The 25,857-nt window shown below is 67.5% G+C and carries 15 protein-coding genes and 1 tRNA gene; 5 read left to right on the forward strand and 11 right to left on the reverse strand.

What is annotated here, in order from left to right; genetic code table 11:
* Positions 1-64 precede the first annotated feature (64 nt).
* The gene (locus UU7_RS01955) at positions 65-3,787 is read left to right on the forward strand and encodes a diguanylate cyclase domain-containing protein (RefSeq protein ID WP_007804864.1); all 3,723 of its coding nucleotides are present in this window, start codon (positions 65-67) and stop codon (positions 3,785-3,787) included.
* Between the two features lie 21 nt (positions 3,788-3,808).
* Here the strand turns inward: UU7_RS01955 and UU7_RS01960 are convergent, their stop codons facing one another.
* The 5 genes from UU7_RS01960 to UU7_RS01980 all read right to left on the reverse strand — a co-directional run bounded on the left by UU7_RS01960 (position 3,809) and on the right by UU7_RS01980 (position 8,235).
* Positions 3,809-4,417 carry a DUF2894 domain-containing protein gene (locus UU7_RS01960; protein ID WP_007804866.1) on the reverse strand — a complete coding sequence of 203 codons (609 nt, stop codon included), beginning with the start codon at positions 4,415-4,417 and terminating at the stop codon, positions 3,809-3,811.
* 22 nt (positions 4,418-4,439) lie between these two features.
* Positions 4,440-5,078, reverse strand: a complete 639-nt coding sequence (locus tag UU7_RS01965; protein WP_007804868.1) for an OmpA family protein — start codon at positions 5,076-5,078, stop codon at positions 4,440-4,442.
* Positions 5,075-7,162: a DUF802 domain-containing protein gene (locus tag UU7_RS01970; RefSeq protein ID WP_007804871.1), complete on the reverse strand. Its 2,088-nt coding sequence runs from the start codon at positions 7,160-7,162 to the stop codon at positions 5,075-5,077. Before UU7_RS01970 ends, UU7_RS01965 begins: the two co-directional genes overlap by 4 nt.
* Positions 7,163-7,172: 10 nt before the next feature.
* Complete coding sequence (locus UU7_RS01975; protein ID WP_007804873.1) at positions 7,173-7,880, reverse strand: DUF3348 domain-containing protein; 708 nt, start codon at positions 7,878-7,880, stop codon at positions 7,173-7,175.
* 280 nt (positions 7,881-8,160) lie between these two features.
* A tRNA-Val gene (locus UU7_RS01980) sits at positions 8,161-8,235 on the reverse strand.
* 208 nt (positions 8,236-8,443) lie between these two features.
* On the opposite strand from UU7_RS01980, the gene UU7_RS01985 reads away from it, so the two are divergent.
* The gene (locus tag UU7_RS01985) at positions 8,444-8,713 is read left to right on the forward strand and encodes a lipid-A-disaccharide synthase N-terminal domain-containing protein (RefSeq protein ID WP_083845922.1); all 270 of its coding nucleotides are present in this window, start codon (positions 8,444-8,446) and stop codon (positions 8,711-8,713) included.
* 1 nt (position 8,714) lies between these two features.
* On the opposite strand, the gene metH is transcribed toward UU7_RS01985, so the two are convergent.
* From metH to UU7_RS02000, 4 genes are read right to left on the reverse strand one after another with little or no spacing between them, the layout of a single operon-like run.
* On the reverse strand, positions 8,715-11,411 hold the full coding sequence (gene metH / locus UU7_RS01990; RefSeq protein WP_007804877.1) for a methionine synthase: 2,697 nt from the start codon (positions 11,409-11,411) through the stop codon (positions 8,715-8,717).
* The gene (locus tag UU7_RS18185; RefSeq protein ID WP_157581804.1) at positions 11,408-11,557 is read right to left on the reverse strand and encodes a hypothetical protein; all 150 of its coding nucleotides are present in this window, start codon (positions 11,555-11,557) and stop codon (positions 11,408-11,410) included. Before UU7_RS18185 ends, metH begins: the two co-directional genes overlap by 4 nt.
* Entirely contained in the window at positions 11,554-12,630 is a 1,077-nt protein-coding gene (locus UU7_RS01995; protein WP_007804878.1) for a homocysteine S-methyltransferase family protein, read from the reverse strand. Before UU7_RS01995 ends, UU7_RS18185 begins: the two co-directional genes overlap by 4 nt.
* A 17-nt stretch (positions 12,631-12,647) precedes the next feature.
* Positions 12,648-13,577, reverse strand: coding sequence for an ArsR/SmtB family transcription factor (locus UU7_RS02000; RefSeq protein WP_007804880.1), 930 nt, complete (start codon positions 13,575-13,577; stop codon positions 12,648-12,650).
* A gap of 154 nt (positions 13,578-13,731) precedes the next feature.
* Between UU7_RS02000 and UU7_RS02005 the strand changes: the two genes are divergently transcribed.
* Complete coding sequence (locus tag UU7_RS02005) at positions 13,732-14,892, forward strand: acyl-CoA dehydrogenase family protein (RefSeq protein WP_007804882.1); 1,161 nt, start codon at positions 13,732-13,734, stop codon at positions 14,890-14,892.
* Positions 14,893-15,062: 170 nt separating this feature from the next.
* On the opposite strand, the gene UU7_RS02010 is transcribed toward UU7_RS02005, so the two are convergent.
* Positions 15,063-18,239 carry an efflux RND transporter permease subunit gene (locus tag UU7_RS02010; protein WP_007804884.1) on the reverse strand — a complete coding sequence of 1,059 codons (3,177 nt, stop codon included), beginning with the start codon at positions 18,237-18,239 and terminating at the stop codon, positions 15,063-15,065.
* Positions 18,240-18,251: 12 nt separating this feature from the next.
* Positions 18,252-19,430, reverse strand: coding sequence for an efflux RND transporter periplasmic adaptor subunit (locus UU7_RS02015; RefSeq protein WP_007804886.1), 1,179 nt, complete (start codon positions 19,428-19,430; stop codon positions 18,252-18,254).
* Between the two features lie 526 nt (positions 19,431-19,956).
* Here UU7_RS02015 and UU7_RS02020 point away from each other — a divergent pair.
* Both UU7_RS02020 and UU7_RS02025 read left to right on the forward strand, forming a co-directional pair.
* Complete coding sequence (locus UU7_RS02020; protein ID WP_040672668.1) at positions 19,957-24,882, forward strand: NAD-glutamate dehydrogenase; 4,926 nt, start codon at positions 19,957-19,959, stop codon at positions 24,880-24,882.
* A 208-nt stretch (positions 24,883-25,090) separates the two neighbouring features.
* Positions 25,091-25,852 (forward strand): NAD kinase, encoded by a 762-nt coding sequence (locus UU7_RS02025; RefSeq protein WP_007804890.1) that lies wholly within the window; start codon positions 25,091-25,093, stop codon positions 25,850-25,852.
* The last annotated feature ends 5 nt before the right edge of the window (positions 25,853-25,857 follow it).

Genomic DNA, 25,857 nt, shown 5'->3' on the forward strand with positions numbered 1-25,857 from the left:
CGGGCGTGCTGAAGTAGGCCGCAAGGGGAAGCATCGTCCACGCGTACCGGACACTGGCGAACGGATGAACAACCAGGAACAGGCCCGCGCCGAACTCAGGGAACGCTTCTACCGGAGCGTGGCCGAGACCCTCGCGCTGCTGCATGCCCAGCCCGATCGCGATCGCGAAGGGGTCATGCAGACCATCGCCGGCATCCTGGCCTCGACCATGGATCTGCCGCTGGTCTGGATCGGCCGGCGCGAGCCGGTCGGCGATGCCGTCCAGGTGCTGGCAGCGGCCGGCCCGGCGGCGGCTTACGCGACGGCGCTCAAGCTTAGCGCGGATGCCTCCATGCCGGGTGGTCGTGGCCCGGTAGGCATCGTGCTGCGGCAGGAACAGGCCCGCACCACGCCGATCGATGCACCGGAATTCCAGCCGTGGCGCGAGGCGGCACAACCCTGGGGCTTCGGCTCCTGCATCGCGGCTGCATCGAGGACACGCGACCAGGGCCAGCTGGTGCTGGTGGCCTATTCCGCCGATGGTGGCCCGAGCCTGAGCGGTGAACTGCTCGACTGGGAGCAACGGCTGGTCGATGAGCTGGCCCGTTTCTGGGACCACCACCTGCTGCTGCAGCGCAGCCTGCGGATGAGCCGCTACCGCGACGCGCAGCGCACGATCCAGCGCGCGCTGCTGGAGCAGCCCGACCCCGAAGCGGTCTACCGCACGCTGGCGCAGGCGCTGGCCGGAATCGCCGGTGCCGCCGCGGTCGACGTGTTCGCCGCCGACGGTGACGACGGCCTGTTGCGCCGGGTGGCTCTGGTCGGACCGCTTGCCGAGGCCATGCTGGCCTTGCCGTTGCCACCGCTGCGCACGGACGCCGGCGCGGTGCCGGCACCCACGCTGGCCTTCATGCAGGGCACGCCGGTGATCCGGCGGCTGGGCGTGGCTCCAGCCGAAGGCGACGTCTACGAGGGACTGTCGGCGCGCGCCGGGGCGCTGGGTTGCTGGCCGCTGTTTTCCGCACCGAACGATACGACGGCAAATCGGGCGCCGGTCGGCGTATTTGCCGTGGCCACCGTCGAGCCGGATGCGTTCGACGACGAGATGTGCCGTCTGCTGGACGAAATAGCCGAAGCCGCCGGGCTGGCCTTGAAGCAGCATGCCCAGCGCGATGCGCTGCTGCAGGAGCAGCAGCGGCAGACTTACCTGGCGCTGCATGACGACCTCACCGGGCTGCCCAACCGGCGCGCGCTGGATCAGTACCTCGACAAGGTGCTGGCGCAGGCCCGCCGGCAGTCCCGCCAGGTCGCCGTGGGCCTGCTCGACCTGGATGACCTGAAACCGATCAATGATCTTCGCGGCCACGCGGTGGGCGATCGCATCCTGGTCGAGGTCGCCAACCGGTTCCAGCAGGTGCTGCGCGCCAGCGATTATGCAGCGCGCCTGGGCGGCGACGAATTCGTGCTGGTGTTCGGTGATCTGGAGGACGAGTCCGAGCTGGACGAATTGCTCGGACGCGTCGACGCGGCGCTGCGCCGGGCGATACGGATCGACGATGCGGTATTTTCGGTCGGCGCCAGCCTGGGCATCGCGATGTATTCCAGCCAGACGATCGCCACCGGCGAACAACTGCTGCGGCGCGCCGACCAGGCGATGTACCAGGTCAAGGCGCGCAAGCGCAGCCGTTCGCGCTGGTGGGGCATGGCCTTGCCCGAAGGCCAGCGGGATCACACGGTCGAGCTGGATGTAGTCGCCTCGCCTTATGGCGATCACGCCGGCATTCTGCTGCAGGCCTGCCGGGAAACCTGGGAACGCCAGTTGCCGGCGGTGGTGGAGCAGTTCCACGCCGGATTGGGCCTGCACGAAGGCATCGCCAGGCTGCTCGACGTGTTGCCGGCGGCCGACCTGGAAATCTTGAAGATACGTGTCCTGCAGCACCTGCAATTCCTGTTGCGCCCGGACCTGGACATGGACACCCACCGAACGCGGGCCAGCCGGACCGGTCTGTTCCACGCCGGTTGCGGGCTGGAAGAGGTGTGGCTGCTGGAGGCGATCGAACAGTTGCGCGACATCCTGGCGGTGCAGCTGGGCGGCAGCGGACCGAACGATCGCCGCGCCCTGGCCATCCTGTTGCAGCGCCTTGGCATGGAGCGCCAGTGGCAGCTGGAGAGCATGCGCGAGCTGCAGCGTCGCCGGGTGGCCCTGCTGGCCCGGGTCAATGCGCTGGCGTGGTCGGCCGAAAACTATCTCGAGCTGATCCAGGGCGTGGTCGATGCGCTGGTGTCGCATCGGGAAATCGCCGCCTGCGCAGTGGGCCGCCCCGACACATCGGGTGAACTGACCTACGAGGCGGTGGCCGGCGTGGCGTTTGCCGAATACCTGCACGCGCTGGGCACCGGCAAGGCCATGCCGATCCGGGTGCAGGCCGGCAGCCAGGACGGCGAGGGGCCCAGCGGCCGGGCCTGGCGCAGTGCGACCATCCAGCGCTGCACGCATTACGGCAGCGATCCATCGATGCTCGGATGGCGCGACATCGCGCTGAGCCTGGGGGTGGTTTCCAACGTGGCGATTCCGCTGTCGCCGGTGCCGGCGACGCCGGCCGTACTGCTTACCCTGTACAGCCCGTATGCCGGCGGTTTCCAGGGCGAGGACCAGCAAGCCTTCGTGGGCCAGATCAAGAGCGTGCTCGACCTCGCGCTGGCGCGCCTGGCGCCGCCGAGGCAGGGCACCGAGCTGTTGCCGTTCTTCGTGCGCGAGCGCTGGCGCGCGCGGGTCGCGACCGACGCATTGCAGATGCACTACCAGCCGCTGATCCGCCTGGCCGATGGCTCGATCAGCGAGTTCGAGGCGCTGGCGCGCCTGCGCGACGACAGCGGCGAACTGCTGTCGCCGGCGCGCTTTCTTCCCGCGCTGGGCGCCGACGATCTGCTGGCGCTGTTCGGCCAGGGCGTGCGGCAGGCGCTGGCCTGCCGCGAAGCCCTGCTGCAGGCCGGCCACCCGCTGGACATGTCGGTGAATGTACCCGCGGCCGCGCTGGAGGATGTGCGCTACGCCGGGGTGCTGTCCGGCCTGCTGTCCGGCAGCAGCTGTCCGCCGCCTTCATTGCTGCTGGAAATACTCGAGTCGCCGATCGGCACCGAACATGACGTGGTACTGCACGGCCCCGGCATGCAATCGCTGCGGGCGCTGGGCATACGCCTGGTCGAGGACGACCTGGGCGCCGGCTACAGTTCGCTGATCCGTCTGCGCCAGTGGCCGTTCGACCGCATCAAGATCGACCAGGCCATCGTGCTGCAGGCGCGGCAGGACCCGCTGGGCACCTTGCGCTTCATCCGTCAGCTGATCCGCATCGGGCACGACCTGCAACTGGAGGTGGTGGTGGAGGGGCTGGAGTCCGCCGACCTGTTCGAGGCCGCCGCGATCCTGGGCGCGGATTTCGGCCAGGGTTATGCGCTGGCCCGCCCGATGCCGGCCGATGCGCTGGCGAACTGGCTGGTCGGCCATCGGCATCCGCCGCGCCGGGGCGGGCCGCGAACCGGGCTCGGCGCACTGGCCGGCGAGTTGCGCTGGGAAGAACAGTTCGTGGCGCTGCCGCCGGAGCCGGCGTTCTGGGCAAGGCATGCCGAGGGGGACTGCGATCCGGGCGAGTACCTGCACGGTGCGAACCTGGGCACGGCGCTGAATGCGAGTCATCAGGCGATGCACGAGGCGGCCCTGGCCGGTCCGCTGGACCCGGTCTATCGTCGCCGGCGCGAGACCTTCCTCGCGTTGCTGGTCGAACACGTGCTGGAGCGGGAAGGCGGTTGAGCGGCCTTGCGCCGGCGCGCGTCAGTCCGCGCGCTTGCCGCGGACGCGTTTCCTGCTGCCGCTGGCGCGCGCGCTCTGCGGTGCTCCGAACGCACCGGCTTCCTTCATCTGCTCCATCCACGACAAGGCGTCGAGGTAGGCCAGGAAATGCTGGAGATAACCGGGCGAGAGTTCGCGCATGAGGGTGAGCGAACGGTGCACCAGGCTGCCGGAATTGAGCGGGCCGGCGTTGGCCGGCACCTGCTCGAGCGATTGCCGCAACTGGCTGCGGGCGCGCACGTGCGTCCACAGGCTCCTGAATTCGCCCAGTGATTCGAGCACGGGCAGGGCGGCCGGCGCGGGCGCTTTTCCGGTGACGGCGGAGTCGGCACGAACCGCGGCGATTTCCTCGACCAGCCGGCCCAGCGCGCCAGCCGCGGAGGGCCGGGCTGGTGTCGTGGCGTCATCGAGTGCGCCGGTCGAACGCTCGACTTCGTTCGCATAGGCCTCGACCAGACGGGCCAGCCGTTCGTCCAGCATGCGGCGCGCAGTGCCCTGCCGATGTGCCGCGTGCCGCTCCAGCGCGTCGATGAGCTGGAAGCGGACGGGGTCCAGCCGATCGGCCTGCCGCTCGCGCCACGCGTCGAGCATCGCCCGGGTTCGCGAGCAGGACTCAGTCACGGGGCGGGGCCGGCTGCTTCGGGATCGGCGACATCTCAACGCGCCGGTTGCGCGCCCGTCCGTCCTCGTCGACATTCGGACTCACCGGCTGCTGTGCGCCGAACGCGGCGGCAAACACGGCAGAGGCCGGCAGGCCATCGGCGATCAGGGCGCGCGTCACGGTCAGGGCGCGCTGAGCGGACAGCTCCCAGTTGTCGGCGAACTGGCGGTTGCCGTCGCTGATCGGGCGGTCGTCGGTGAAGCCGCTGACCATCAGGATTTCATGGCGCGAAGCGAGATACGCGGCCAGCGGCGCGGCCAGGCTCTTCAGCAGGTCGCGCCCCGCGGGTTGCAACTGGTCGGAGTTCAGCGCGAACAGCACGCTGCCGCGGATGCCGATGCGTCCGTTGACCAGGGTGACCCGACCGGCGGCCAGCGGCACGGCCAGCGCCTGCTCCAGCGTGATGCGGCGCTGCGCCTCGATCTGGCGCTGACGCACTTCCTCCTGAAGCTTGCTGGACAGCTGCAGCTGCATGCCGATCACGCCCACCAGGATCAGCACGAACACGCCGAGCAACACCGACATCAGGTCGCCGAAGGCGGCCCAGATCGGCGCGCCCGTGTCCTCGATGCCATCGGTCTCCCCGCTCATGCAGTTTCGGCCCCGGTGCTGGCGGCGAGCTGCTGCATCTCGCCGATGATCTGCTTCTGCGACAGCATGCTGAGGTCGATGACTTCCCTGGCTTGCGCCACGTAGTAGGCCAGTTGTTCGTCACTGCGTTCCAGCGACTTGTCCAGCGCCGCCTGGATGCCAAGCAGGCGATCCATCAACATGTCGTTGGCCATGCCGAAGCTGTGCACCGCCCCGGTGAGCACTTCGCCCAGGCTGGCCACTTCGGTCGCGCTGCTGCTGACCTGGACGGCTACTGCGCCGAGCTTGCCGGTTTCGTTTTCCACGTGCTCGGTGAAGCGGCTGCTGACCCGTTCCAGCAGATCCGCCGAGGTGGCCACCAGTGCATCGACGGCTGTGCGCTGCTCGGTGGAGGCGTGGTTCACGGCGTCGAGCAAGGTGTCCAGCGTGGCCAGCAGGCGGCTGCGTTCCTCCAGCATGGCGTTGTCGCGGACCATGCTGTCGGACAGTTTCTGGCGCAGCTCGGCAACCACTTCGGCTGCGGCGCGAGGCGCCTCGGAGGCCGCCTGCACCAGCCGGGAAATCTCGGCGATGGTGTCGCTGGCGTGGGCGCGGGTCTGCGCCGAGATGTCCTGCGCGGTGCTGGCCAGGGTGTCGCAGATCTGCTGCTGGCGGCTGGCGGTCTGCTCGCCTGCAAGCTCCCATTGCCGGCCCAGGGTGGCGGTCATCGCTGCGAGCTGCTCGGCCCACTGTGCCAGGCGTGCGCTGTCCCGTTGTTCCAGGGCCGTCTGCAGGTCGGCGTGCGACTGCTGCACGACGCGCACCAGCGACGTCGCGTGCTCCTCGAAGCTCGCTGCCGCCCCGCTCATGGCCTGCTGGTTCCGTGCGATCAGGTTCTCGTTGGTGGCCTGCTGCGCCGACAGCGCCGTGTTCCACGCTGCGGCCGTGCTGTCCGCGGTGGCGTCCAGTCGCGCAGAAACGCTTTCGACCAAGCGGGCCGAGCGGTGTTCGAAGGTGTCGGCGAAGCGCTCCAGCGTGCGGTGCAGCTCCTCGTTCAGCGCATCGTTCGACTGGCGCTGCGCGTCCAGCGCATCGCGCCAGCGTTCCGCCAGCGCATGGGTGCTGGCGGCCAGCCCGCTCGACACGCCGTCCAGCTGCTGCTGCACGGCCCGGTTCACGCTGTCATGCAGCGTGGCGGTTTCGCGCGCCAGGCCCGCCATCGTGGCTTCCATCGCGGGCTGCAGCGCGGCGCCGACGGCCCTCGCGTTCGCCGCCACGCTGTCCTGCATGGCGGCCTCGATGGCAAGGGCCAGGCGTGTGTGGGTCGCCTCGGCGGCGGCGTTGAAGCTTTGCTGGCTGGCCAGCTGGCGCTCGCTGGCGGCAAGTCCCTGTTGCTCGATGGCCGTCATCATCGCCTGCAGGCGATCGACCAGCGCCGGCATCAGTTCGGTCTGTTGCTGCAGCAACTGGAACGAGGCTTCGCGCTGGTGGCTCTGCGAATGGACGCGCAGGGTCGTGGCGATCTTCGTGTCCAGCGCTTGCACTGCCTGCAGGCGCTCGTGCCGGCACAGCGCGGAAAGCAGGCCCAGCATCGCCGAACTCGCCACGCCCGCGATCGAGGTGCCGAACGCGAAAGCCAGGCCCTTGACCGGTGCGGCCAGCGACTCGCGGATGGCCTGCAGGTCGGTGGCGCTTTCCAGCGCCATGCCGGTGCCGCGCAGTGTCGCCATCATGCCCAGCAAGGTGCCGAGCATGCCCAGCAGCACCAGCAGGCCGACCAGGTACGGGGTCAGCACCGGCACTGGCAAGGCCACGCGTCCGCCTTCGATGCGCAGGCGCGTCGCGTTGCGCAGGCCCGGGTGCAGCTCCGCGAGCCAGTCGGTCAAGCGCTCCGGCGTGGCGGACAGCCCGCTGACCGCGCGCGTCAGGGTCGAGGTGGCCTGCCGATAGCGAAGCAGTTCCAGTGCGCCGGCCAGGTAACACGCGGCAACCAGCGCCGCGACCGCGGCGCCTGCCGGATTGCTGCCAAGGTAGCCGGCGCCGATCCAGCAGACGACGGCGAGGCCCGCGCCGAACACGGCGAGATGGAGAAAATTTCTGAACATGACTTCCCGGTTAGCAGGTGCGAAGGGCTGCAAGCAGGCCTTCGACGGGTTGAAAACGAACATCCAGTTCGGCGAGCAGCACGCTCTGCCGGTCCCGGCGGAAGACCTCCAGCCAGGCGTCGGGTGACGTCGATGCGACCCTCGCCGATGCAGCCTGGTGCAGGCGCTCGAAGTGTTGCCCGAGCAGGTCGGGCACGTGGGCCAGCAGCGACTGCTCGCGCGGGCTCAGCGCCGCTTCCATGGCGGCGTCCACGGCAGCCAGTCGCGTCATTGCGACCGACTTCCCGGCCAGCGTGTCGCGCAGGCGGCTGCGCAGTTCACCGGTGGCGGCCTGCATCGACCGCTGCAGGGACAGGTGGCGCTGACGGAACATCGGATAGTCGACGGCTTCCGGCGCATCGGCTTGCCCGGCCTGGCCACCGGCGCGCCGCGACGGGCTGGTCGGCTTGGGGTCGCCGACGATGGCGCCGGCCAGCGAGCGGCGTATCCGGGCGCATTCGTCCTCCTCGCTGCCGCAGTCGTGCGTGGCGGGTTCGGCCGGGGCAGGCTTGCCGTCGAGTGCGGTGGACAGGGCAATCGCGTGGCTCCAGTCCAGCCACCGGCCCAGATGGTCGGCGAGCGAAGGCGGGAAGGGCGGTACGTCGGCGTCCACCAGGCTCGCCAGCAGGCGAATGAACGTCGGGCCATGGACCGGGGGCCGTTGAGGAGCTTGCACCATGCGTTTCGCTTGAGAAAACCGCCAGTTTACATGCTGCCGGGGCCGCGGCTGTCGCCGTGATCCGTGCCGCGGCATGGTCACTTCGCGGTCTCCCGCGCAAACGAGAGAAACCTCCCTGGGGATCGCTTCGGATCCATCGGGAGGCGGTGGGCGATGCAGGGATCGTTGTGCGACACCTGCCGCATGAACTGCCCGTCGCTGCACGCACGCTGTGCTTTGGTGGCCCAGTCGAGGTGCCTAAACGACGAAACCGGCCACGGGGGCCGGTTTCCTGTAACGATGGTGGGCGATGCAAGGATCGAACTTGCGACACCTGCCGTGTGAAGGCAGTGCTCTACCGCTGAGCTAATCGCCCGCCGAGAACGCGCAATTTTAGGGATAGTCGCGGGGCGGGTCAATGCCTTTTGCAGCGGCGGCCGTCGCGACGGTCACGGAGCGCTGTGGCGGCCTTGCTAGACTTGCGCCCCTGTCTTCCGCCCAGGCGCGCCGCCGTGCTTCTTTCCAGCCCTCATTTCGATCACATCCTCCATGCGCTGCAGCAGTTCGAGCTGACGCCGTGGAAGATGGTCGGTTTCGCCGGAACCCTGCTGTTCACCAGCCGCTGGTTCGTGCAGCTCTACTACACGCGCAAGTACAAGCGCGTGGTGATGCCGCTGGCGTTCTGGTGGCTGTCGGTATGCGGCAGCGTGCTGCTGCTGGCGTACTTCACCCTGGGCAAGAACGACTCGGTGGGCATCATCTCGAATTTCTTCCCGGTTTTCGTCTCGGTCTACAACCTCATCGTGCATCTGCGCCACCGCAGGCACAGCCTGACCGACGACGCGACCGCGTGAGTCACTCCGGGTCGTAGTCGAGGTTGGAGGCGAGCCAGCGCTCGGCCTCGGCCAGGCTCCAGCCCTTGCGCTTCGCATAGTCCTCGACCTGATCCCTGCCGAGCCGGCCGACCACGAAATACTGGCTGTCCGGGTGCGAGTAGTACCAGCCGGACACGGCGGCGGCCGGATACATCGAGAAGCCCTCGGTCAGTTCGATGCCGGTGTTCCTGGTGACGTCGAGCAGCTCGAACAGCGTGGTTTTCTCGGTGTGGTCGGGGCAGGCCGGGTAGCCGGGTGCGGGGCGGATGCCCCGGTATTTCTCGGCGATCAGCGCGTCGTTGTCGAGCGCTTCGTCGGGCACGAACCCCCAGAATTCCCGGCGCACGCGCTCGTGCATGTGTTCGGCGAATGCTTCGGCGAGCCGATCGGCCAGGGCCTTGAGGATGATCGAGGAATAGTCGTCGTAGTCGGCCAGGAAACGGTTGAGGTGCTCCTCGATGCCGATGCCGGCGGTCACGGCAAAGCCGCCGATCCAGTCGGGTTTGCCGAAGTCCTTCGGCGCGATGAAATCGGCGAGACAGAGGTTGGGGCGCTCGGGCGGCTTGTCCGCCTGCTGGCGCAGGCTGCGCAGCATGGCCAACGGCTGTGTACGGGCAGCGTCGGTGTAGACCTCGACGTCGTCGCCGACGTTGGCGGCGGGCCACAGGCCGATCACCGCGCGGGCGGTCAACCACTTCTCGGCGATGATCCTGTCCAGCATGGCCTGGGCGTCACGGAACAGCTCGCTGGCCTGCTTGCCGACGACTTCGTCGGTGAGGATGGCCGGATAGTGGCCGGCCAGTTCCCAGGCCTGGAAGAACGGGGTCCAGTCGATGTACTGGCGGATCATCGACAGGTCGTAGTCGTCGAACACGGTGATGCCGGGGCTGGCCGGCTGCGGCGGGTCGTAGTGGGCCCAGTCGCAACGAAAGCGCTGCGCGCGGGCCTGTTCCAGCGACACCAGCTTCTTGCCGGGACCGCGGTTGCGATGGCGTTCGCGCACGTCGGCGTAGTCGGCGCGCACCTTCGCCAGGAAGTCGTCGACCAGTTCCTTGCTGACCAGCGATTGCGCCACGCCCACCGCGCGCGAGGCGTCCTTCACCCAGATGGTGCCCGCCTTGTAGTGTGGCTCGATCTTCAGCGCGGTGTGCGCGCGCGAGGTGGTGGCGCCGCCGATCAGCAGGGGGATGTGGAAGTCCCGGCGCTGCATCTCGCGGGCGACCTGGCTCATCTCCTCCAGCGAGGGCGTGATCAGGCCGGACAGGCCGATCATGTCGGCGTTCTCGGCGATCGCGGTTTCGAGGATCTTCTGCGCAGGCACCATCACGCCGAGGTCGATCACCTCGAAGTTGTTGCAGCGGAGCACCACGCCGACGATGTTCTTGCCGATGTCGTGCACGTCGCCCTTGACCGTGGCCATCACGATCTTGCCGTTGTTCTTGCCGGTGTCGCCGGTGCGCTCCTTCTCGGCCTCGATGTAGGGCAACAGATAGGCCACGGCCTTCTTCATCACGCGGGCGGATTTCACCACCTGGGGCAGGAACATCTTGCCGGCGCCGAACAGGTCGCCGACCACGTTCATGCCGTCCATCAGTGGGCCCTCGATCACGTCGAGCGGGCGCGTGGACAGCTGGCGCGCCTCCTCGGTGTCCTCGACCACGTACTGGTCGATGCCGTGCACCAGTGCGTGGCTGAGCCGGGCGCGCACGTCGTGCTCGCGCCAGGCCAGCGTCTCGACCTCGGCGGCGCCGCGCTTGCCCTTGTAGTTGTCGGCGATCTCCAGCAGGCGCTCGGTGGCGTCCTCGCGGCGGTTCAGCACCACGTCCTCGACGCGCTCGCGCAGCGGCGGGTCGATGTCGTCCATGATGGTCAGTGCGCCGGCATTGACGATGCCCATGTCCATGCCGGCGCGGATCGCGTGGTACAGGAACACCGAATGGATCGCCTCGCGCACGATGTTGTTGCCGCGGAACGAGAACGACACGTTGGAGACGCCGCCGGACACGTGGCAGTCGGGAAAGCGCTTCTTCAGTTCGCGGGTGGCCTCGATGAAGTCCACCGCGTAGTTGTTGTGTTCCTCGATGCCGGTGGCGATGGCGAAGATGTTGGGGTCGAAGATGATGTCTTCGGGCGGAAAGTCGAGTTCCCTGGTGAGCAGCTCATGGGCGCGCGAACAGATCTCCACCTTGCGCTCGATGGTGTCGGCCTGGCCCTGTTCGTCGAACGCCATCACCACCGCGGCGGCGCCGTACTGGCGCACCTTGCGCGCCTGTTCGAGGAACGCCGCCTCGCCTTCCTTCATCGAGATCGAGTTGACGATGCCCTTGCCCTGCAGGCAGCGCAGGCCGGCCTCGATCACCGTCCACTTCGACGAGTCGATCATGAACGGCACGCGGGCGATGTCCGGTTCGGACGAGATCAGGTTGACGAAACGGGTCATCGCCGCCTCGGAATCGATCAGGCCCTCGTCCATGTTGATGTCGATCACCTGGGCGCCGTTGGCGACCTGCTGGCGGGCGACTTCGACGGCCTCGTCGTAGCGGTCTTCCTTGATCAGCTTCTTGAACTGCGCCGAGCCGGTGACGTTGGTGCGCTCGCCCACGTTGATGAACAGCAGGTCGGGGGTGACAACCAGTGGTTCGAGGCCGGACAGGCGGGTGTGGCGGGGAGTGCTCATGGGGTTGCTGTTGCCTTGTTGCTCTTTTGCTCGTCATTCCCGCGAAAGCGGGAATCCATCTTGATCGCCTCAACAGCAACATGGATTCCCGCTTTCGCGGGAATGACGCCGGGATATAAATGGAATGTCAGTCGGTGCGTGCTCATGCCGCTTCCGCGTCACGCGCAGGCAATGCCCGCGGCGCGTAATCGCGCACCGCTTCGGCGATCGCCCTGATATGCGCCGGCGTGGTGCCGCAACAACCGCCGACCAGGTTCAGCAGGCCGTCGCGGGCGAAGCCGCCGATCACGCCGGCCATGTGTTCGGGCGTCTCGTCGTACTCGCCGAACGCATTGGGCAGGCCGGCATTCGGGTGCGTGCTGACGCAGCTTTCGGCGAGGTTGGCCAGGGTCTGCACGTGCGGGCGCAGGTCTTCGGCGCCCAGTGCGCAGTTGAAGCCCACCGATAGCGGGCGGGCGTGGCGCACCGAGTAGTAGAACGCTTCGGCGGTCTGGCCCGAGAGCGTGCGGCCGGAGCGGTCGGTGATGGTGCCGGAGATCATCACCGGCACGCGGGCACCGCGCTGGTGGAACAGTTCGGCGAGGGCGAACAGCGCGGCTTTCGCGTTCAGCGTGTCGAAGATCGTCTCGACCATGATCACGTCGGCGCCGCCGTCGATCAGGCCATGGGCGGACTCGGTGTAGTTCGTCGCCAGTTCCTCGAAGGTGACGTTGCGGAAGCCGGGGTCGTTGACGTCGGGGGACAGCGAGGCGGTGCGGCTGGTGGGGCCGAGCACGCCGATCACGAAGCGCGGCTTGTCGGGGGTTTTCGCGCTCATCGCATCGCAGGCGGCGCGGGCCAGCCTGGCGCCTTCGAGATTCAATTCGTGCGCCAGGTGCTGCAGGTGATAGTCGGCCTGGCTGATCCGGGTGGAGTTGAAGGTATTGGTTTCGATCAGGTCGGCGCCGGCTTCGAGATACGCGTCGTGCACGCCGCGGATGATGTCCGGCCGGGTCAGCGTGAGCAGGTCGTTGTTGCCCTTGAGGTCGCAGCTGCCGGCGTGGTCGTGCGCGTGGCCATCGTGTCCGTGTTCGAAGCGTTCGCCGCGGAAGCCGCTTTCGTCCAGCTCGTGGGCCTGCAGCATGGTGCCCATGCCGCCGTCGAGGATCAGGATGCGCTGGCGCAGTGCATGCTCCAGCAAGGCGACGCGTTCGGGGTGGAGCCAGGGGAGGGTGCTCATCGAACTTCCTTGCAGGTTCAGGCGGGCTTGCGCGCGAGCAGGCTGATCACTTCGAAATACGGCGCCTTGCGCTCGCGGCTGAGCCGATTGCAGCTCAGGACGTCGAGCCTGGCGGCCCGGGCGTAGCCGTCCAGCTGGTCGCTGCTGAAGCCGAGGTTGCGGTGGTCGAACGGTTCGACCGCCTTGCCGTGGTCGTGCTTGCCCAGGGTGACGGCGAGCAGGCGGCCGCCCGGGCGCAGCAGGCGCGCAGCCTCGGCCACCGCCCTGGCCGGGTGTTCGGCATAGGTCAGCGCGTGCAGCATCAGCACCAGGTCGAAGCGCTGGTCGCCCAGCTCCAGCGCGTGCATGTCGCCCTGGATCACGCGCACGTTGGTGAAGGCCTGCAATCGCTTCGCGGCGGCCTCGACCACCCGCTCGCTGGAATCCACGCAGACGATGGAGTGCGCGTGGGGCGCCAGCAATTCCGCGGTGATGCCGTCGCCGGAGGCGATGTCCAGCACGTCACCGGTGCCCAGCAACTGCAGCAACGAACGGGCGAGGGTTTCCCAGGTGCGGCCGGGCGAGTAATGGCGCTCCATGTCGCCGGCCACGGTGTCGGCCCAGCCTTCCTCGCGGGCGCGGTTGGCCAGCACGCCGGGCAGGCGGGCGGCATCTTCGCGCAGCAGGGCGTCGTCGATGCTGGCGCGCAGCGAGGCGAGCAGGTCATGCTGCGCCTCGTCGCCTTCGTTGTTGGCGCGATAATAGGCGGAGACGCCGGCGCGACGATCGCGCACCAGCCCGGCCTCCTTCAGCTTGGCCAGATGGGTCGACACGCGCGGCTGGGCCAGGTGCAGCACGGCCGCCAGTTCGGCCACCGTGAGTTCCTCGTTTTCAAGCAAGGCGAGCAGGCGGACCCGGGTGGGGTCGGCAAGCAGGCGCAGCACGCTTGAAGCGGTTGCCAGATCCATAATCATCCCTGTATCGCGATACAAAGATGTGTAGGCTAGGCCCCGTTGAGGCAAGCGTCAAGCGCCGACACGCTGGGTGGTTGCCGCGTCGCGCGCCCCGCCACCGGCCATCCCGGCTAAAATGTCCGGCTTTCCCCGTTGCCGGAGCTTTCCCATGGATTTCAGCTTTACCGAAGACCAGTTGTCGATCCAGTCGATCGCCCGTGACTTTGCGCAGAAGCGCATCGCACCGGTGGCCGCCGAGCTCGACGCGAAGGGCGAGTTCCCGCTGGAGAACATCCGCGAGATGGGCCAGCTCGGCCTGATGGGCATCGAGGTGCCCGCGGAGTACGGCGGCGCCGGCATGGACCCGGTGGCCTACGTGCTGGCGATGATCGAGATCGCCGCGGCCGACGCCGCCACCTCGACCATCATGTCGGTGAACAATTCGCTGTTCTGCAACGGCATCCTCAAGCACGGCAACGAGGAGCAGAAGCAGAAGTACGTGCGGGCGATCGCCACCGGCGAGGCGATCGGCGCCTATGCGCTGACCGAGCCGCAGTCCGGCTCCGACGCTTCGGCGATGCACACGCGTGCCACGAAGAACGCCAACGGCGACTGGGTGATCAACGGCAAGAAGAGCTGGATCACCTCCGGCCCGGTGGCGCGCTACATCGTGCTGTTCGCGATCAGCACGCCCGGCATCGGCGCCAAGGGCGTGTCGGCCTTCATCGTCGACACGCAGCTGCCCGGCTTCCACGCCGGCAAGACCGAACCCAAGCTGGGCATCCGCGCCTCGGCCACCTGCGAGATCGAGTTCACCGATTACGTGCTGCCGAAGGAGAACTTGCTCGGCGAGGAAGGCAAGGGCTTCTCGATCGCGATGGGCGTGCTCGATGCCGGCCGCATCGGCATTGCCTCGCAGGCGGTGGGCATCTGCCGCGCGGCGTATGAGGCCACCTTGCAGTGGTCGCGCGACCGCAAGGCGTTCGGCGCGCCGATCGGCACGTTCCAGATGACCCAGTCCAAGATCGCCGACATGAAGTGCAAGCTCGACGCGGCGACCCTGCTGACCCTGCGCGCGGCCTGGACCAAGGGCGAGGCGGAAAAGAATGGCGGACGCTTCGGCACCGAGGCCGCGGTGGCCAAGCTGGTCGCCTCCGAGGCGGCGATGTGGATCAGCCACCAGGCGGTGCAGATCCATGGCGGCATGGGTTACTCGAAGGAGATGCCGCTGGAACGCTACTTCCGCGATGCAAAGATCACCGAGATCTACGAAGGCACCAGCGAGATCCAGCGGATGGTGATCGCGCGGGCGGAGACCGGCTTGCGCTGAAGCCGGTCAGGAGCGGGAGGTCGGGAGTCGGGAAGAGCGGTGCCACCCGATGCGGTCCGGCTGATCGACGTTCCTCGCTTCTGATAGAAACAGAAACGCCCCGGCTGATACCGGGGCGTTTCTGTTTGGAGCGTGTGGGGCGAGGGGTTATTGCTCGCCGTTTCCGGTCATCAGTGTCCGCGACGGGGATCCGAATCGAACGATTGCATGCCATTGCCGCTGCGCACGGCGGCTGGGGTGTCGCCGTCCAGCTTGTCGCCGAGCAGGCGCCGCACCACCACGTAGAACACCGGGATCAGCAAGACGCCGAGGAAGGTGGCGAACAGCATGCCGCCGATCACGCCGGTGCCGATCGCATGGCGGGCATTGGCGCCGGCGCCGCTGGAGATGAATAGCGGGAACACGCCCAGGATGAAGGCCAGCGAGGTCATCAGGATCGGCCGCAGGCGCAGGCGGGCCGCGTCGACGGTGGCCTCGCGCAGGGTGCGTCCGGCTTTCTGCTCGGCCACCGCGAACTCCACGATCAGGATCGCGTTCTTCGCCGCCAGGCCGATCACCGTGATCAGGCCGATCTTGAAATAGATGTCGTCGGGCAGCCCGCGCAGCAGCGAGAACACCACCGCACCGAGCAGGCCCAGCGGCACCACCAGCATCACCGACACCGGGATCGACCAGCTCTCGTACAGCGCCGCCAGGGCCAGGAACACGATCACGATCGACAGCAGCATCAGCAGGGTGGCCGCGTTGCCGGACAGGATTTCCTGGTAGGACTGGCCGGTCCAGTCGAAGCCGAAGCCCTTGGGCAGATCGTTGTTGACGATCCGCTCCATCTCGCTCATGGCTTCGCCCGAGGCGTGTCCCGGCGCCGGCGAGCCGACGATCTCCACCGCCGAATAGCCGTTGTAGCGGGTCAGCGAGGGCGAAGATACCTGCCACTGGCTGTGCACCACGGTGGATAGCGGGATCATCTCCGGCGCGGCGCCGGCGGCACCCAGCGTGCTCGGGGTGAAGATGTGCTGCAGTGCCTCCGGGCCCATGCGATAGGGCGCGTCAGCCTGCATGATCACCCGCTTGATGCGGCCGCCGTAGGTGAAGTCGTTGACGTAGACCGGCGCCAGCATCAGGCCGATCGCGTTGTAGATGTCACCGACCTGCAAGCCCATCGATTGCGCCTGCACGCGGTCCACGTCCAGGTGCAGCTGCGGCGAGTCTTCCAGTGCATTGGGGCGCACGCCGACCAGCGACTTGTCCTGGCTGGCCTTGCCCAGCAGCATGTTGCGGGCCTGGGTCAGCGCCTCGCGACCGGCGCCGCCGCGGTCCTGCAGGTACATGTCGAAGCCGCCGAACTGGCCCAGTCCCTGCACCGTCGGAATGTTGGCCACGAAGATCCGCGCGTCGTGGATCTGCTGCATGGAGCCGTTGGCACGCTGGATGAACTCGGCCGCCGTGTCGTCGCGCTTGGCCCAGTCCTTGAGCTTGATGAAGGCCATGCCGGCGTTCTCGCCCGAACCGATGAAGCTGAAGCCGGTGACCTGCAGCACGCCTTCGACGGCCGGGTCCTTGTTGAGGATCTCGCGCATCTGCGCCATCACCGCCGAGGTGCGCTGCTTGGTGGCGCCCGGTGGCAGCTGGATCACCGACAGCGCGTAGCCCTGGTCCTCCTCGGGCAGGAAGCTGCCGGGCAGGCGCGTGTACAGGAAGCCGCCCAGCACGGCCAGCAGCACGAACACCAGCATCCAGCGTGGCGCGTGGCGCACGGCGCCGCCGATGTGGCCGGTGTAGGTGTGCGTGGTCCAGTCGAACAGCTCGTTGAACTTGCGGAAGACGACGTTCTTCTTCTTGTGGTGTTCCGGCTGCAGGAAGCTGGCGCACAGCGCCGGCGTGAACGACAGCGCGAGGAAGGCCGAGAAGCCCATCGACACAGCGATGGTCAGCGCGAACTGCTTGTAGATGATGCCCGACGCGCCCGGCTGCAACGACGAGGGCACGAACACGGCAGCCAGCACCACGGTGATCGCCACCACCGCGCCGGTGATCTGGCCCATCGCCTTGCGCGTCGCATCCTTCGGCGACAGGCCTTCCTCGGTCATGATGCGCTCGACGTTCTCGATCACCACGATCGCGTCGTCCACCACGATGCCGATCGCCAGCACCATGCCGAACAGGGTCAGCTGGTTGATGCTGAAGCCGAGCACCAGCATGCCCAGGAAGGTGCCCAGCAGGGCCACCGGGATCACCAGGGTCGGGATGATGGTGGCGCGGATGTTCTGCAGGAACAGCAGCATCACCAGGAACACCAGGATGATCGCCTCGATCAGCGTGTGCACCACCTCGTTGATCGAGATGGTGACGAAGGCGGTGCTGTCGTACGGGCTGAACCAGGTCACGCCCTGCGGGAAGCTCGGCGCCAGCTCGTCCATCTTGCCGCGCACCGCGGTGGCCACGTTGAGCGCGTTGGCGCCGGGCAGCAGCTGGATCGCGAACGCACCGATCGGCTTGCCCTGGTACTGCGTGTCGAAACCGTAACCGCCGGGACCGAAGCTGATCCGCGCCACGTCGCCCAGCTTGACCGTGGTGCCGTCGGGATCGGCGCGCAGGATGATGTCGGCGAACTGTTCGGGCGTGGTGAAGCGCCCCTCGGTGGATACCGTGGCGGTGAAGCCGTGGCCCGGCAGGGCCGGGTCCGCGCCCAGCGAACCGGCCGCGAACTGCACGTTCTGCGCCTTGATCGCCGCCAGCACCTGGGTGGCGGACAGACCGTAACCGTGCAGCTTGTCGGGGTTCAGCCAGATCCGCATGGCGTATTCGGAACCGAACTGCTGGGTGCTGCCGACGCCGGGCACGCGCGAGATCTGGTCGAGCACCTGCGAGCCGACGATGTCGTTGAGACGGTCGCGGTCGATGTTCTTGTTGTCCGAGGTCAGCGCGACCACCATCAGGAAGCCGGCGTTGGCCTTGGCCACCACCACGCCCTGCTGGGTCACTTCGGACGGCAGTCGCGGCGTGGCCAGCGCCACCTTGTTCTGCACCTGCACCTGGGCGATGTCCGGATCGGTGCCGGACTCGAAGGTCAGCGTGATGCTGGCGCGGCCGCTGGCGCTGGACGAGGAGTTGAAGTACAGCAGGTGGTCGATGCCGGTCAGCTGCTGCTCGATCACCTGGGTGACGGTTTTCTCGGTGGTTTCGGCGCTGGCGCCGGGGTAGGTCGCGCTGACCGTCACCGAGGGCGGCGCGATCGTCGGATACGACTCCACGCCCAGGTTGAGGATGGCCAGCACGCCACCCAGGGAAATCAGGATCGCCACCACCCAGGCGAAGATCGGGCGGTCAATGAAGAAACTCGGCATCGTCCGGCTCCGTTACTTGCCGCTGTGCGCGGCTGGCGGCTGGCTCGATGACGAGCTGGCGGGTTTCCACGGGCTGGCCTTGGCCGGCGCACCCGCCTTCACGTTCTGGATGCCCGACACCACCACCTGGTCGCCGGCGGCGAGGCCATCATTGATGACCCAGTTGCCGTCGACCATGTCGGCGGTGCTGACGTCCTTGCGCACGACCTTGCCATCGGCACCGACGGTCATCACGTAGGCGCCCACGGTGTCGCGCTGCACGGCCTGTTGCGGCACCAGGAACACCTTGTGCTGCTGGCCCAGGTTCGCCTTCAGCGTCACGTACATGCCGGGCAGCAGGCTGCGCTTCGGATTGGCCACCTTGGCGCGCAGGTTGACCGAACCGGTGGACGGGTTGACCGTGGTGTCGGAGAAATCCAGTACGCCGGGTTCGGGATAGTCGCTGCCGTCGGGCAGGGTGATCTTCACGCTGGCCTTGTTCGGATCGGCCAGGGTGACGTTGCCGCTGCTCTGTGCGCGGCGCATCTGTTCCAGCGAGTCGACGCCCATGGTGAAGTTCACGTACAGCGGGTCCATCTGGTCGACGGTGGTGAGCAGGGTGGCCTCGCCGTTGCCGACCAGGGCGCCTTCGGTGACCTGCTGCTGGCCGGCGCGGCCATCGATCGGCGAGGTCACGTTGGCGTAGCCGAGGTTGATGCGGGCCGTCTCGACGTTGGCCCGGGCTGCCTGCACCGCGGCGGCGGCGCTGCGTTCGGCGGCCAGCGCGTTGTCCAGGTCGGACTTCGACACATAGCCCTTCGGCGCCAGTTCGCGCACCCGCCGCGCGGTGACCTTGTTGTTGGTCCAGGTGGCCTGCGCCTGGGCCAGTGACGCCTGGGCCGCGCTCAGCGAAGCCTTCAGCGGTGCGGGATCGATCTGAAACAGCAGTTGCCCCTGCTTGACGTTGGTGCCTTCCTCATACGTGCGCTTGAGCAGCACGCCGGCCACGCGGGCGCGGACATCGGCGCTGCGATAGGCGGACAGGCGCCCGACCAGGTCGCGGGTCAGTGGCGAGGTCTGCGGCTGGACCTTGATCACGCCCACGTCGGGAGGCGGCATCTGCGGCGGACCCTGTTCCTTGCCCTTGCCGCAGGCGGTCAACGCCAGCAGGCCCAGGCACAACAATGGCGTGCGCAACAACGAGGAATTCATGGAAGCTCCAGAACTGGCTTGAACGGGGGAGGGGGTGCCGACGCGCGCTGCGATGTCGTCAGGAACGAGATACCGCATCTTGCGTCACATGTCCTGTGTCAAAGGTTGCGGGCCTGTCGGCCCGCGTTTCGAACCCGCCGACACGGCGAGAAGCGCCATGCGTAGCGCTTTGCCTGCAAGACTATACCGGCGAGTTTACATTTTATCCGGGGCGCGAATCCAGTCATTGACAGCTGTTTCAAACCGTGGACAGCGCAGCGGCGTCCACCGGCGCCTTCATGCGCGACGCAGAACCGCGTGGGGTGGCCGCGATGCTGTCCAGCGGCGTGGACGTCGCGCATCGATGGAGGCGGTGCACACCGGCTTGTCGCGCCAGCTGTACCAGGGCTGACGACGAGCCCCGAACATGCGCTGCAGCATGGTCGGGCGGGCGCTGCGTGGGTGGATTCGCCCGGGTGCGCGGCGTATCCTTTCAAGGCTTTTTACCCGTGTTACCCACCATCGTCTCCACTGAACAGTAGATGCCATGAATGCGACCCATGCGGCGAACGATCCTTCCCTTCCGTCAGTAGTGCTTGCAGAGCTGAAAATGGGCGGTTTCTCGCCCGAGCGCCTCGGTGAGGCGCAGGTTTTCTGCGAGGCTTTCTTTGCACGAGTGGGGGGCGGCGACGCGCATCTGCACACGCCCGTTCAATGGGCCGCACTGGTCGGCAGCCTGCTGGAGTTCATGCAGCAGCGGCAGCGTGGCAGCGCCAGCGTGCGCGTGCTCAATCCCGCCGACGCGAATTCGGGCCGCAGCATGTTGCAGATCGTCACCGACGACATGCCGTTCCTGGTCGACACGGTCAGCATGATCGTGTCGGCGAAGTTGCAGATCCACGCCGTGATCCATCCCGTGCTGAAGGTGACCCGCGATGCCTCGGGCAAGCTGCTGTCGCTGGGCGACGCGGCCGGCGAGGGCGAGTCGCTGATGCATTTCGAGATCGACCGGGTCGCCGATGCCGCCGAACAGGAGCAGCTGACCGCCCACGTCGAGGCCGCCCTGGATGACGTGCGCGCCGCGGTCAGCGACTGGTCGGCGATGCGCGACAAGGCGCTGGCGATCGCCAACGAGCTGCCGCAGCGCAAGTTGCCGATCGATGCCGCCTCGGTGCAGGAGGCCAGCGAGTTCATGAACTGGATCGCGGCCGACAACTTCACCTTCCTGGGTTACCGCGAGTACGAAGTGGCCGACGCCGAGGGCGATCGCGTGCTGCGTGCCATCGATGCGTCCGGCCTGGGCATCCTGCGCGCCAACGAGCGTTCGATGGCGCCCCGTTCGCTGCGCACGCTGGCGGCCAGCGAGTTGCCGCAGTCCGGTTCCACCGATGCGATCATCCTGACCAAGACCAATGCCCGTTCGCACGTGCACCGCGCCGGCTACATGGATTACATCGGCGTGCTGCAATTCGGTGCCGACGGTCGCGCCGTGGCCGAGCAGCGCTTCCTGGGCCTGTTCTCCTCCAATGCCTACATGGCCCGCCCGCAGGACGTGCCGCTGGTGCGGCACAAGGTCGAGGCGGTGCTGGCGCGTTCGGGCCTCAAGCGCGATTCGTACTCGGGCAAGTCGCTGCGCCACATCCTCGAAACGCTGCCGCGCGAGGAACTGCTGCAGGGCACCGAGGACGAGCTGTTCGCCACCGCGATGGGCATCCTGGAGCTGCGCCAGCGCGCGCATACGCGCCTGTTCATGCGTCGCGACCGCTACGGCCGCTTCTTCACCTGCATGGTGTTCGTGCCGCGTGATCGCTTCAACACCTCGGTGCGCGAACGCATCGAGGCGCTGCTGGGTTCGGCGCTGCACGCCGAGCAGATCGATTCGTCGGTGCTGATGGGCGAGGCCGCCCTGGCGCGCCTGCACATCGTGCTGCGGCCGAAGATCGGCGACCAGCCGAACTACGATCTCGCCGAACTGGAAAACGGCGTCGCCGGGATCGTGCGCAACTGGCACGACGAGGTACGCGATGCGCTGGTGGCCCAGCGTGGCGAGCACGAGGGCGTGGTGCTGGCCAACCGCTACGCTCGCGCGCTGCCCGCCGGTTATGTCGAGGACGTGAGCCCGGCCGTGGCCGCCGACGACGTGCACGAGCTGTCCCTGCTCAAGGGCGACAACGCCTTGCGCATGTCGTTCTACCACCCGCCCGAAGAACCCGAGACGCTGCGCTTCAAGGTCTACCGCTCCGGTGGCGACATCGCGCTTTCCGAAGTGCTGCCGCAGCTGGAGAACCTCGGCCTGCGCGTGCTCACCGAACATGTCTACGACATTCCCGGTGAGGCTTCGCTGTCGATCCAGGACTTCGAGGTGCAGCCGGTCGGCAAGCTCACCTTCGGGGTGGAGCAGGTCGGTGCGCTGTTCGAGGATGCCTTCGAGCAGATCTGGCGCGGCCACGCCGAGAACGACGGCTTCAACCGGCTGGTGCTGGGCGCCAAGCTGAGCTGGCGTCAGGTGGCGATGCTGCGCGGTTACTGCAAGTACCTGCTGCAGACCGGCGCCACCTTCTCGCAGTCGTACATGGAGGAAACGCTCAACCGCTATCCGGCGATCGCCGGCCTGCTGGTCGAGCTGTTCCTGGCCAAGTTCGATCCGCGTCGCGAGGCGCTGTCCGCCGACGAGCTGAAGGCCGCCGGTGCGACCCTGGTCGCCGAAATGCAGGCGCTGATCCCGGCCAACGTGCAGGCTGCCCAGCCGGGCCTGATCGACGGCCTGGGCGCGGCGCTGTCCAAGCCGCGCGCCGACCAGGTGGCGATGGTCGAAAGCGCCATCCACGTGCTGCTGGAGAACGTGGCCAGCCTCGACGAAGACCGCATCCTGCGCAGCTTCGTCAACCTGATCCGTGCCACCTTGCGCACCAGCTTCTTCCAGCAATGGGAAGGCGCTTACCGCGACTACATCAGCTACAAGATCGATTCGCACAAGGTGCCCGAGCTGCCCAAGCCGGTGCCGTATCGCGAGATCTGGGTGTGCGCCCCGCGCGTCGAGGGCATCCACCTGCGCTTCGGCGCGGTGGCCCGCGGCGGCCTGCGCTGGTCGGATCGCCGCGAGGATTTCCGCACCGAGGTGCTGGGCCTGGTCAAGGCGCAGATGGTGAAGAACACGGTGATCGTGCCGGTCGGCTCCAAGGGCGGCTTCTTCGTCAAGAAGGCGCCGGTGGGCGGCGACCGCGACGCGCAGCTGGCCGAGGGCATCGCCTGCTACAAGCTGTTCATCAACGGCCTGCTCGACATCACCGACAACCTGATCGAGGGCAAGGTGGTCAATCCGCATGACGTGGTGCGCCACGACGCGGACGACCCCTACCTGGTGGTGGCTGCCGACAAGGGCACCGCGACCTTCTCCGACATCGCCAACGCGATCTCGATCGAGCACAACTACTGGTTGGGCGACGCGTTCGCCTCCGGCGGTTCGCACGGTTACGACCACAAGGGCATGGGCATCACCGCCAAGGGCGCGTGGGAATCGGTCAAGCGCCACTTCCGCGCGCTCGGCCGCGACAGCCAGAGCCAGGACTTCACCTGCGTCGGCATCGGCGACATGTCCGGCGACGTGTTCGGCAACGGCATGCTGCTGTCCGAGCACATCCGCCTGCTGGCCGCGTTCGACCATCGCCACGTGTTCCTCGATCCGAACCCGGATGCGGCGCGCACCTTCGTCGAACGCCAGCGCCTGTTCGCCGTGCCGCGATCGAGCTGGGACGACTACGACAAGTCGCTGATCTCGGCCGGTGGCGGCGTGTATCCGCGCAGCGCCAAGTCGATCCCGATCTCGCCCGAAGTGCGCACGGCGCTGGGCCTGAAGCCCGACGTCGAGCAGATGGCGCCCAGCGACCTGCTCAGCGCAATCCTGAAGGCGCCGGTCGACCTGCTGTGGAACGGCGGCATCGGCACCTACGTGAAGTCGTCCGCCGAGACGCATGCCGACGTGGGCGACCGCGCCAACAACGCGCTGCGCGTCAACGGCGGCGAGCTGCGCTGCAAGATCGTGGGCGAGGGCGGCAACCTCGGCTTCACCCAGAAGGGCCGCATCGAAGCGGCGCAGAAGGGCGTGCTGCTGAACACCGATTTCATCGACAACTCCGCCGGCGTGGATACCTCCGACCACGAAGTGAACATCAAGATCCTGCTGAACGATGCGGTGCAGCGTGGCGAACTGAGCTTCGATGCGCGCAACGTGCAGCTGGCCGCGATGACCGACGAAGTGGGCCAGCTGGTGCTGTGGGACAACTACCGGCAGAACCAGGCGATCACCCTGATGGAACACCAGTCGGTGGGTCGCATCGGCTCGATGGCGCACTTCATCCGCACGCTGGAAGCCGAAGGCACGCTGGATCGCCAGGTCGAGAACCTGCCGTCCGAAGCCGAGCTGACCGAGCGCAAGAGCCGCGGCATCGGCATGACCCGGCCGGAACTGGCGGTGTTGCTGTCGTACGACAAGCTGCGCCTGTTCCAGCAGCTGCTCGACTCCGACGTGCCTGAAGATCCCTACCTGTCGAAGGAACTGGTGCGCTACTTCCCGCTGCCGCTGCACGACAAGTATGCCGAGCACATGCAGCGCCATCGCCTGAAGCGCGAGATCATCGCCACCTCGGTGACCAACTCGACGATCAACCGCATGGGCGCCACCTTCATGATGCGCATGCAGGAAGACACCGGCCAGGGTCCGGCGGCGATCGCCAAGGCGTATACCGCGGCGCGCGAGATTCTCGACGCGCGCGCGCTCTGGTCGCAGATCGAGGCGCTCGACACCAAGGTCGCCGAGGACACCCAGATCGACGCGATCAAGCAGATCTGGTCGCTGCTGCGGCACATGACGCGCTGGCTGCTCAATCGCCCCGGTGGTTCGCTGGACATCGCGGCCAACGTGGAGCGCTACCAGGCGGTGGTGTCGAACCTGCGCAATGCCTTGCCGCAGGTGCTGACGCCGACTGGCCAGGGCGACTTCGCCTGCAACCGCGAAAAGTGGGAGGGCCTGGGCCTGCCCGCCGACCTGGCGCTGCGCCTGGCGCGCATGCCGGTGCTGCGTGCCGCACTGGACATGGTCGAGGTGGCCCAGCAGAGCGGCCAGCCGGTGGACAAGGTGGCTGGCGTGTTCTACGAGCTGGGCCAGGCGCTGGACCTGGAATGGTTGCGCGACCAGATCGAGGCCTTGCCGGTGGAAGGTCACTGGCATGCGCAGGCACGCGGCTCGCTGCTGGATGAACTCAACCACCAGCACCGGGCGCTGGCCCTGCAGGTGTTGAACCTCAGCGGCGCCAGCAAGGACGTTTCGCCGGCGCAGGCATGGCTGCAGCGCGACGACGCCACCCTGAAGTACACCCGCAGCATGTTGGCGGAAATCCTCACCCAGAACGCGGACTACCCGATCGCCTCGGTGGCGGTGCGGCGGTTGGCGCAGCTGGCGCAGGTGCCGGTGTGAACTGAGGCTTCGGCGCGGCGTGGACCCCACCCCTTCCCTCCCCTGCCAGCAGGGGAGGGTATCCCGGCACGATCCAGCTTCGCCTCTGTTTGGCTTTGCCCCTCCCCCTGCTTGCAGGGGGAGGTTGGGAGGGGGTGCTCTTTGCGGGGAGTCACGAACTAGCCGCTCTGTCGTACTCTTGGGCTCTTTCCGCCACCTCGGGGTTGCCATGCGCCTAGCTTTCGTTGCCAGTGATGCGGGCGTCGCGCAGCAGGCGCGGCGCAAGCTGGTGGAGCGTTATGGCGACGTGCCGCCGGAGCAGGCCGAGCTGATCGTGGCGCTGGGTGGCGACGGTTTCATGCTGCGCACGCTGCATGACTGGCGCGAACTGGAAGTGCCGGTGTACGGCATGAAGCTGGGTCGGGTCGGTTTCCTGATGAACAAGCACAAGCTCGATGGCCTGCCCGAGCGGATCGCCCGTGCCCACACGGCGTCGCTGTTCCCGCTGCAGATGCAGGTCACCGATGGCGCCGGCAACGAACACGCGGCGCTGGCTTTCAATGAAGTCTCGCTGCTGCGCCAGAGCAACCAGGCGGCACACCTGGAAGTGCAGCTCAACGACATCGTCAAGCTGCCCAACCTGATCTGCGACGGCATCATGGTGGCCACGCCGGCCGGCTCCACCGCCTACAACCTCTCGGCGCACGGCCCGATCCTGCCGCTGGATGCCAACGTGCTGGCGCTTACCCCGATCAGTCCGTTCCGCCCGCGTCGCTGGCGCGGCGCGATCCTGCCCCATCGCACCGCGGTCGTTCTGCGCGTGCTCGATCCGGGCAAGCGACCCGTCAGCGCCACCGCGGACTTCCACGAAGTGCGCGACGTACGCACCGTGTCCATCCGCCAGTCGGGTGACCAGGGCGTACGGCTGCTGTTCGATCCGGAACACAACCTGGAACAACGCATCCTCGATGAGCAGTTTGCGGCGGAGTGAAAGGC

Origin of the sequence: Rhodanobacter spathiphylli B39 (assembly GCF_000264295.1) — a bacterium.
Lineage (GTDB): Bacteria > Pseudomonadota > Gammaproteobacteria > Xanthomonadales > Rhodanobacteraceae > Rhodanobacter > Rhodanobacter spathiphylli.

Excerpts from the sequence above, each read along its gene's own strand:
- UU7_RS01955 (WP_007804864.1), top strand. The coding sequence starts at position 65 with ATGAACAACCAGGAACAGGCCCGCGCCGAACTCAGGGAACGCTTCTAC.
- UU7_RS01960 (WP_007804866.1), bottom strand. The coding sequence starts at position 4,417 with ATGCTCGACGCGTGGCGCGAGCGGCAGGCCGATCGGCTGGACCCCGTC.
- UU7_RS01965 (WP_007804868.1), bottom strand. The coding sequence starts at position 5,078 with ATGAGCGGGGAGACCGATGGCATCGAGGACACGGGCGCGCCGATCTGG.
- UU7_RS01970 (WP_007804871.1), bottom strand. The coding sequence starts at position 7,162 with ATGTTCAGAAATTTTCTCCATCTCGCCGTGTTCGGCGCGGGCCTCGCC.
- UU7_RS01975 (WP_007804873.1), bottom strand. The coding sequence starts at position 7,880 with ATGGTGCAAGCTCCTCAACGGCCCCCGGTCCATGGCCCGACGTTCATT.
- UU7_RS01985 (WP_083845922.1), top strand. The coding sequence starts at position 8,444 with ATGGTCGGTTTCGCCGGAACCCTGCTGTTCACCAGCCGCTGGTTCGTG.
- metH (WP_007804877.1), bottom strand. The coding sequence starts at position 11,411 with ATGAGCACTCCCCGCCACACCCGCCTGTCCGGCCTCGAACCACTGGTT.
- UU7_RS18185 (WP_157581804.1), bottom strand. The coding sequence starts at position 11,557 with ATGAGCACGCACCGACTGACATTCCATTTATATCCCGGCGTCATTCCC.
- UU7_RS01995 (WP_007804878.1), bottom strand. The coding sequence starts at position 12,630 with ATGAGCACCCTCCCCTGGCTCCACCCCGAACGCGTCGCCTTGCTGGAG.
- UU7_RS02000 (WP_007804880.1), bottom strand. The coding sequence starts at position 13,577 with ATGGATCTGGCAACCGCTTCAAGCGTGCTGCGCCTGCTTGCCGACCCC.
- UU7_RS02005 (WP_007804882.1), top strand. The coding sequence starts at position 13,732 with ATGGATTTCAGCTTTACCGAAGACCAGTTGTCGATCCAGTCGATCGCC.
- UU7_RS02010 (WP_007804884.1), bottom strand. The coding sequence starts at position 18,239 with ATGCCGAGTTTCTTCATTGACCGCCCGATCTTCGCCTGGGTGGTGGCG.
- UU7_RS02015 (WP_007804886.1), bottom strand. The coding sequence starts at position 19,430 with ATGAATTCCTCGTTGTTGCGCACGCCATTGTTGTGCCTGGGCCTGCTG.
- UU7_RS02020 (WP_040672668.1), top strand. The coding sequence starts at position 19,957 with ATGAATGCGACCCATGCGGCGAACGATCCTTCCCTTCCGTCAGTAGTG.
- UU7_RS02025 (WP_007804890.1), top strand. The coding sequence starts at position 25,091 with ATGCGCCTAGCTTTCGTTGCCAGTGATGCGGGCGTCGCGCAGCAGGCG.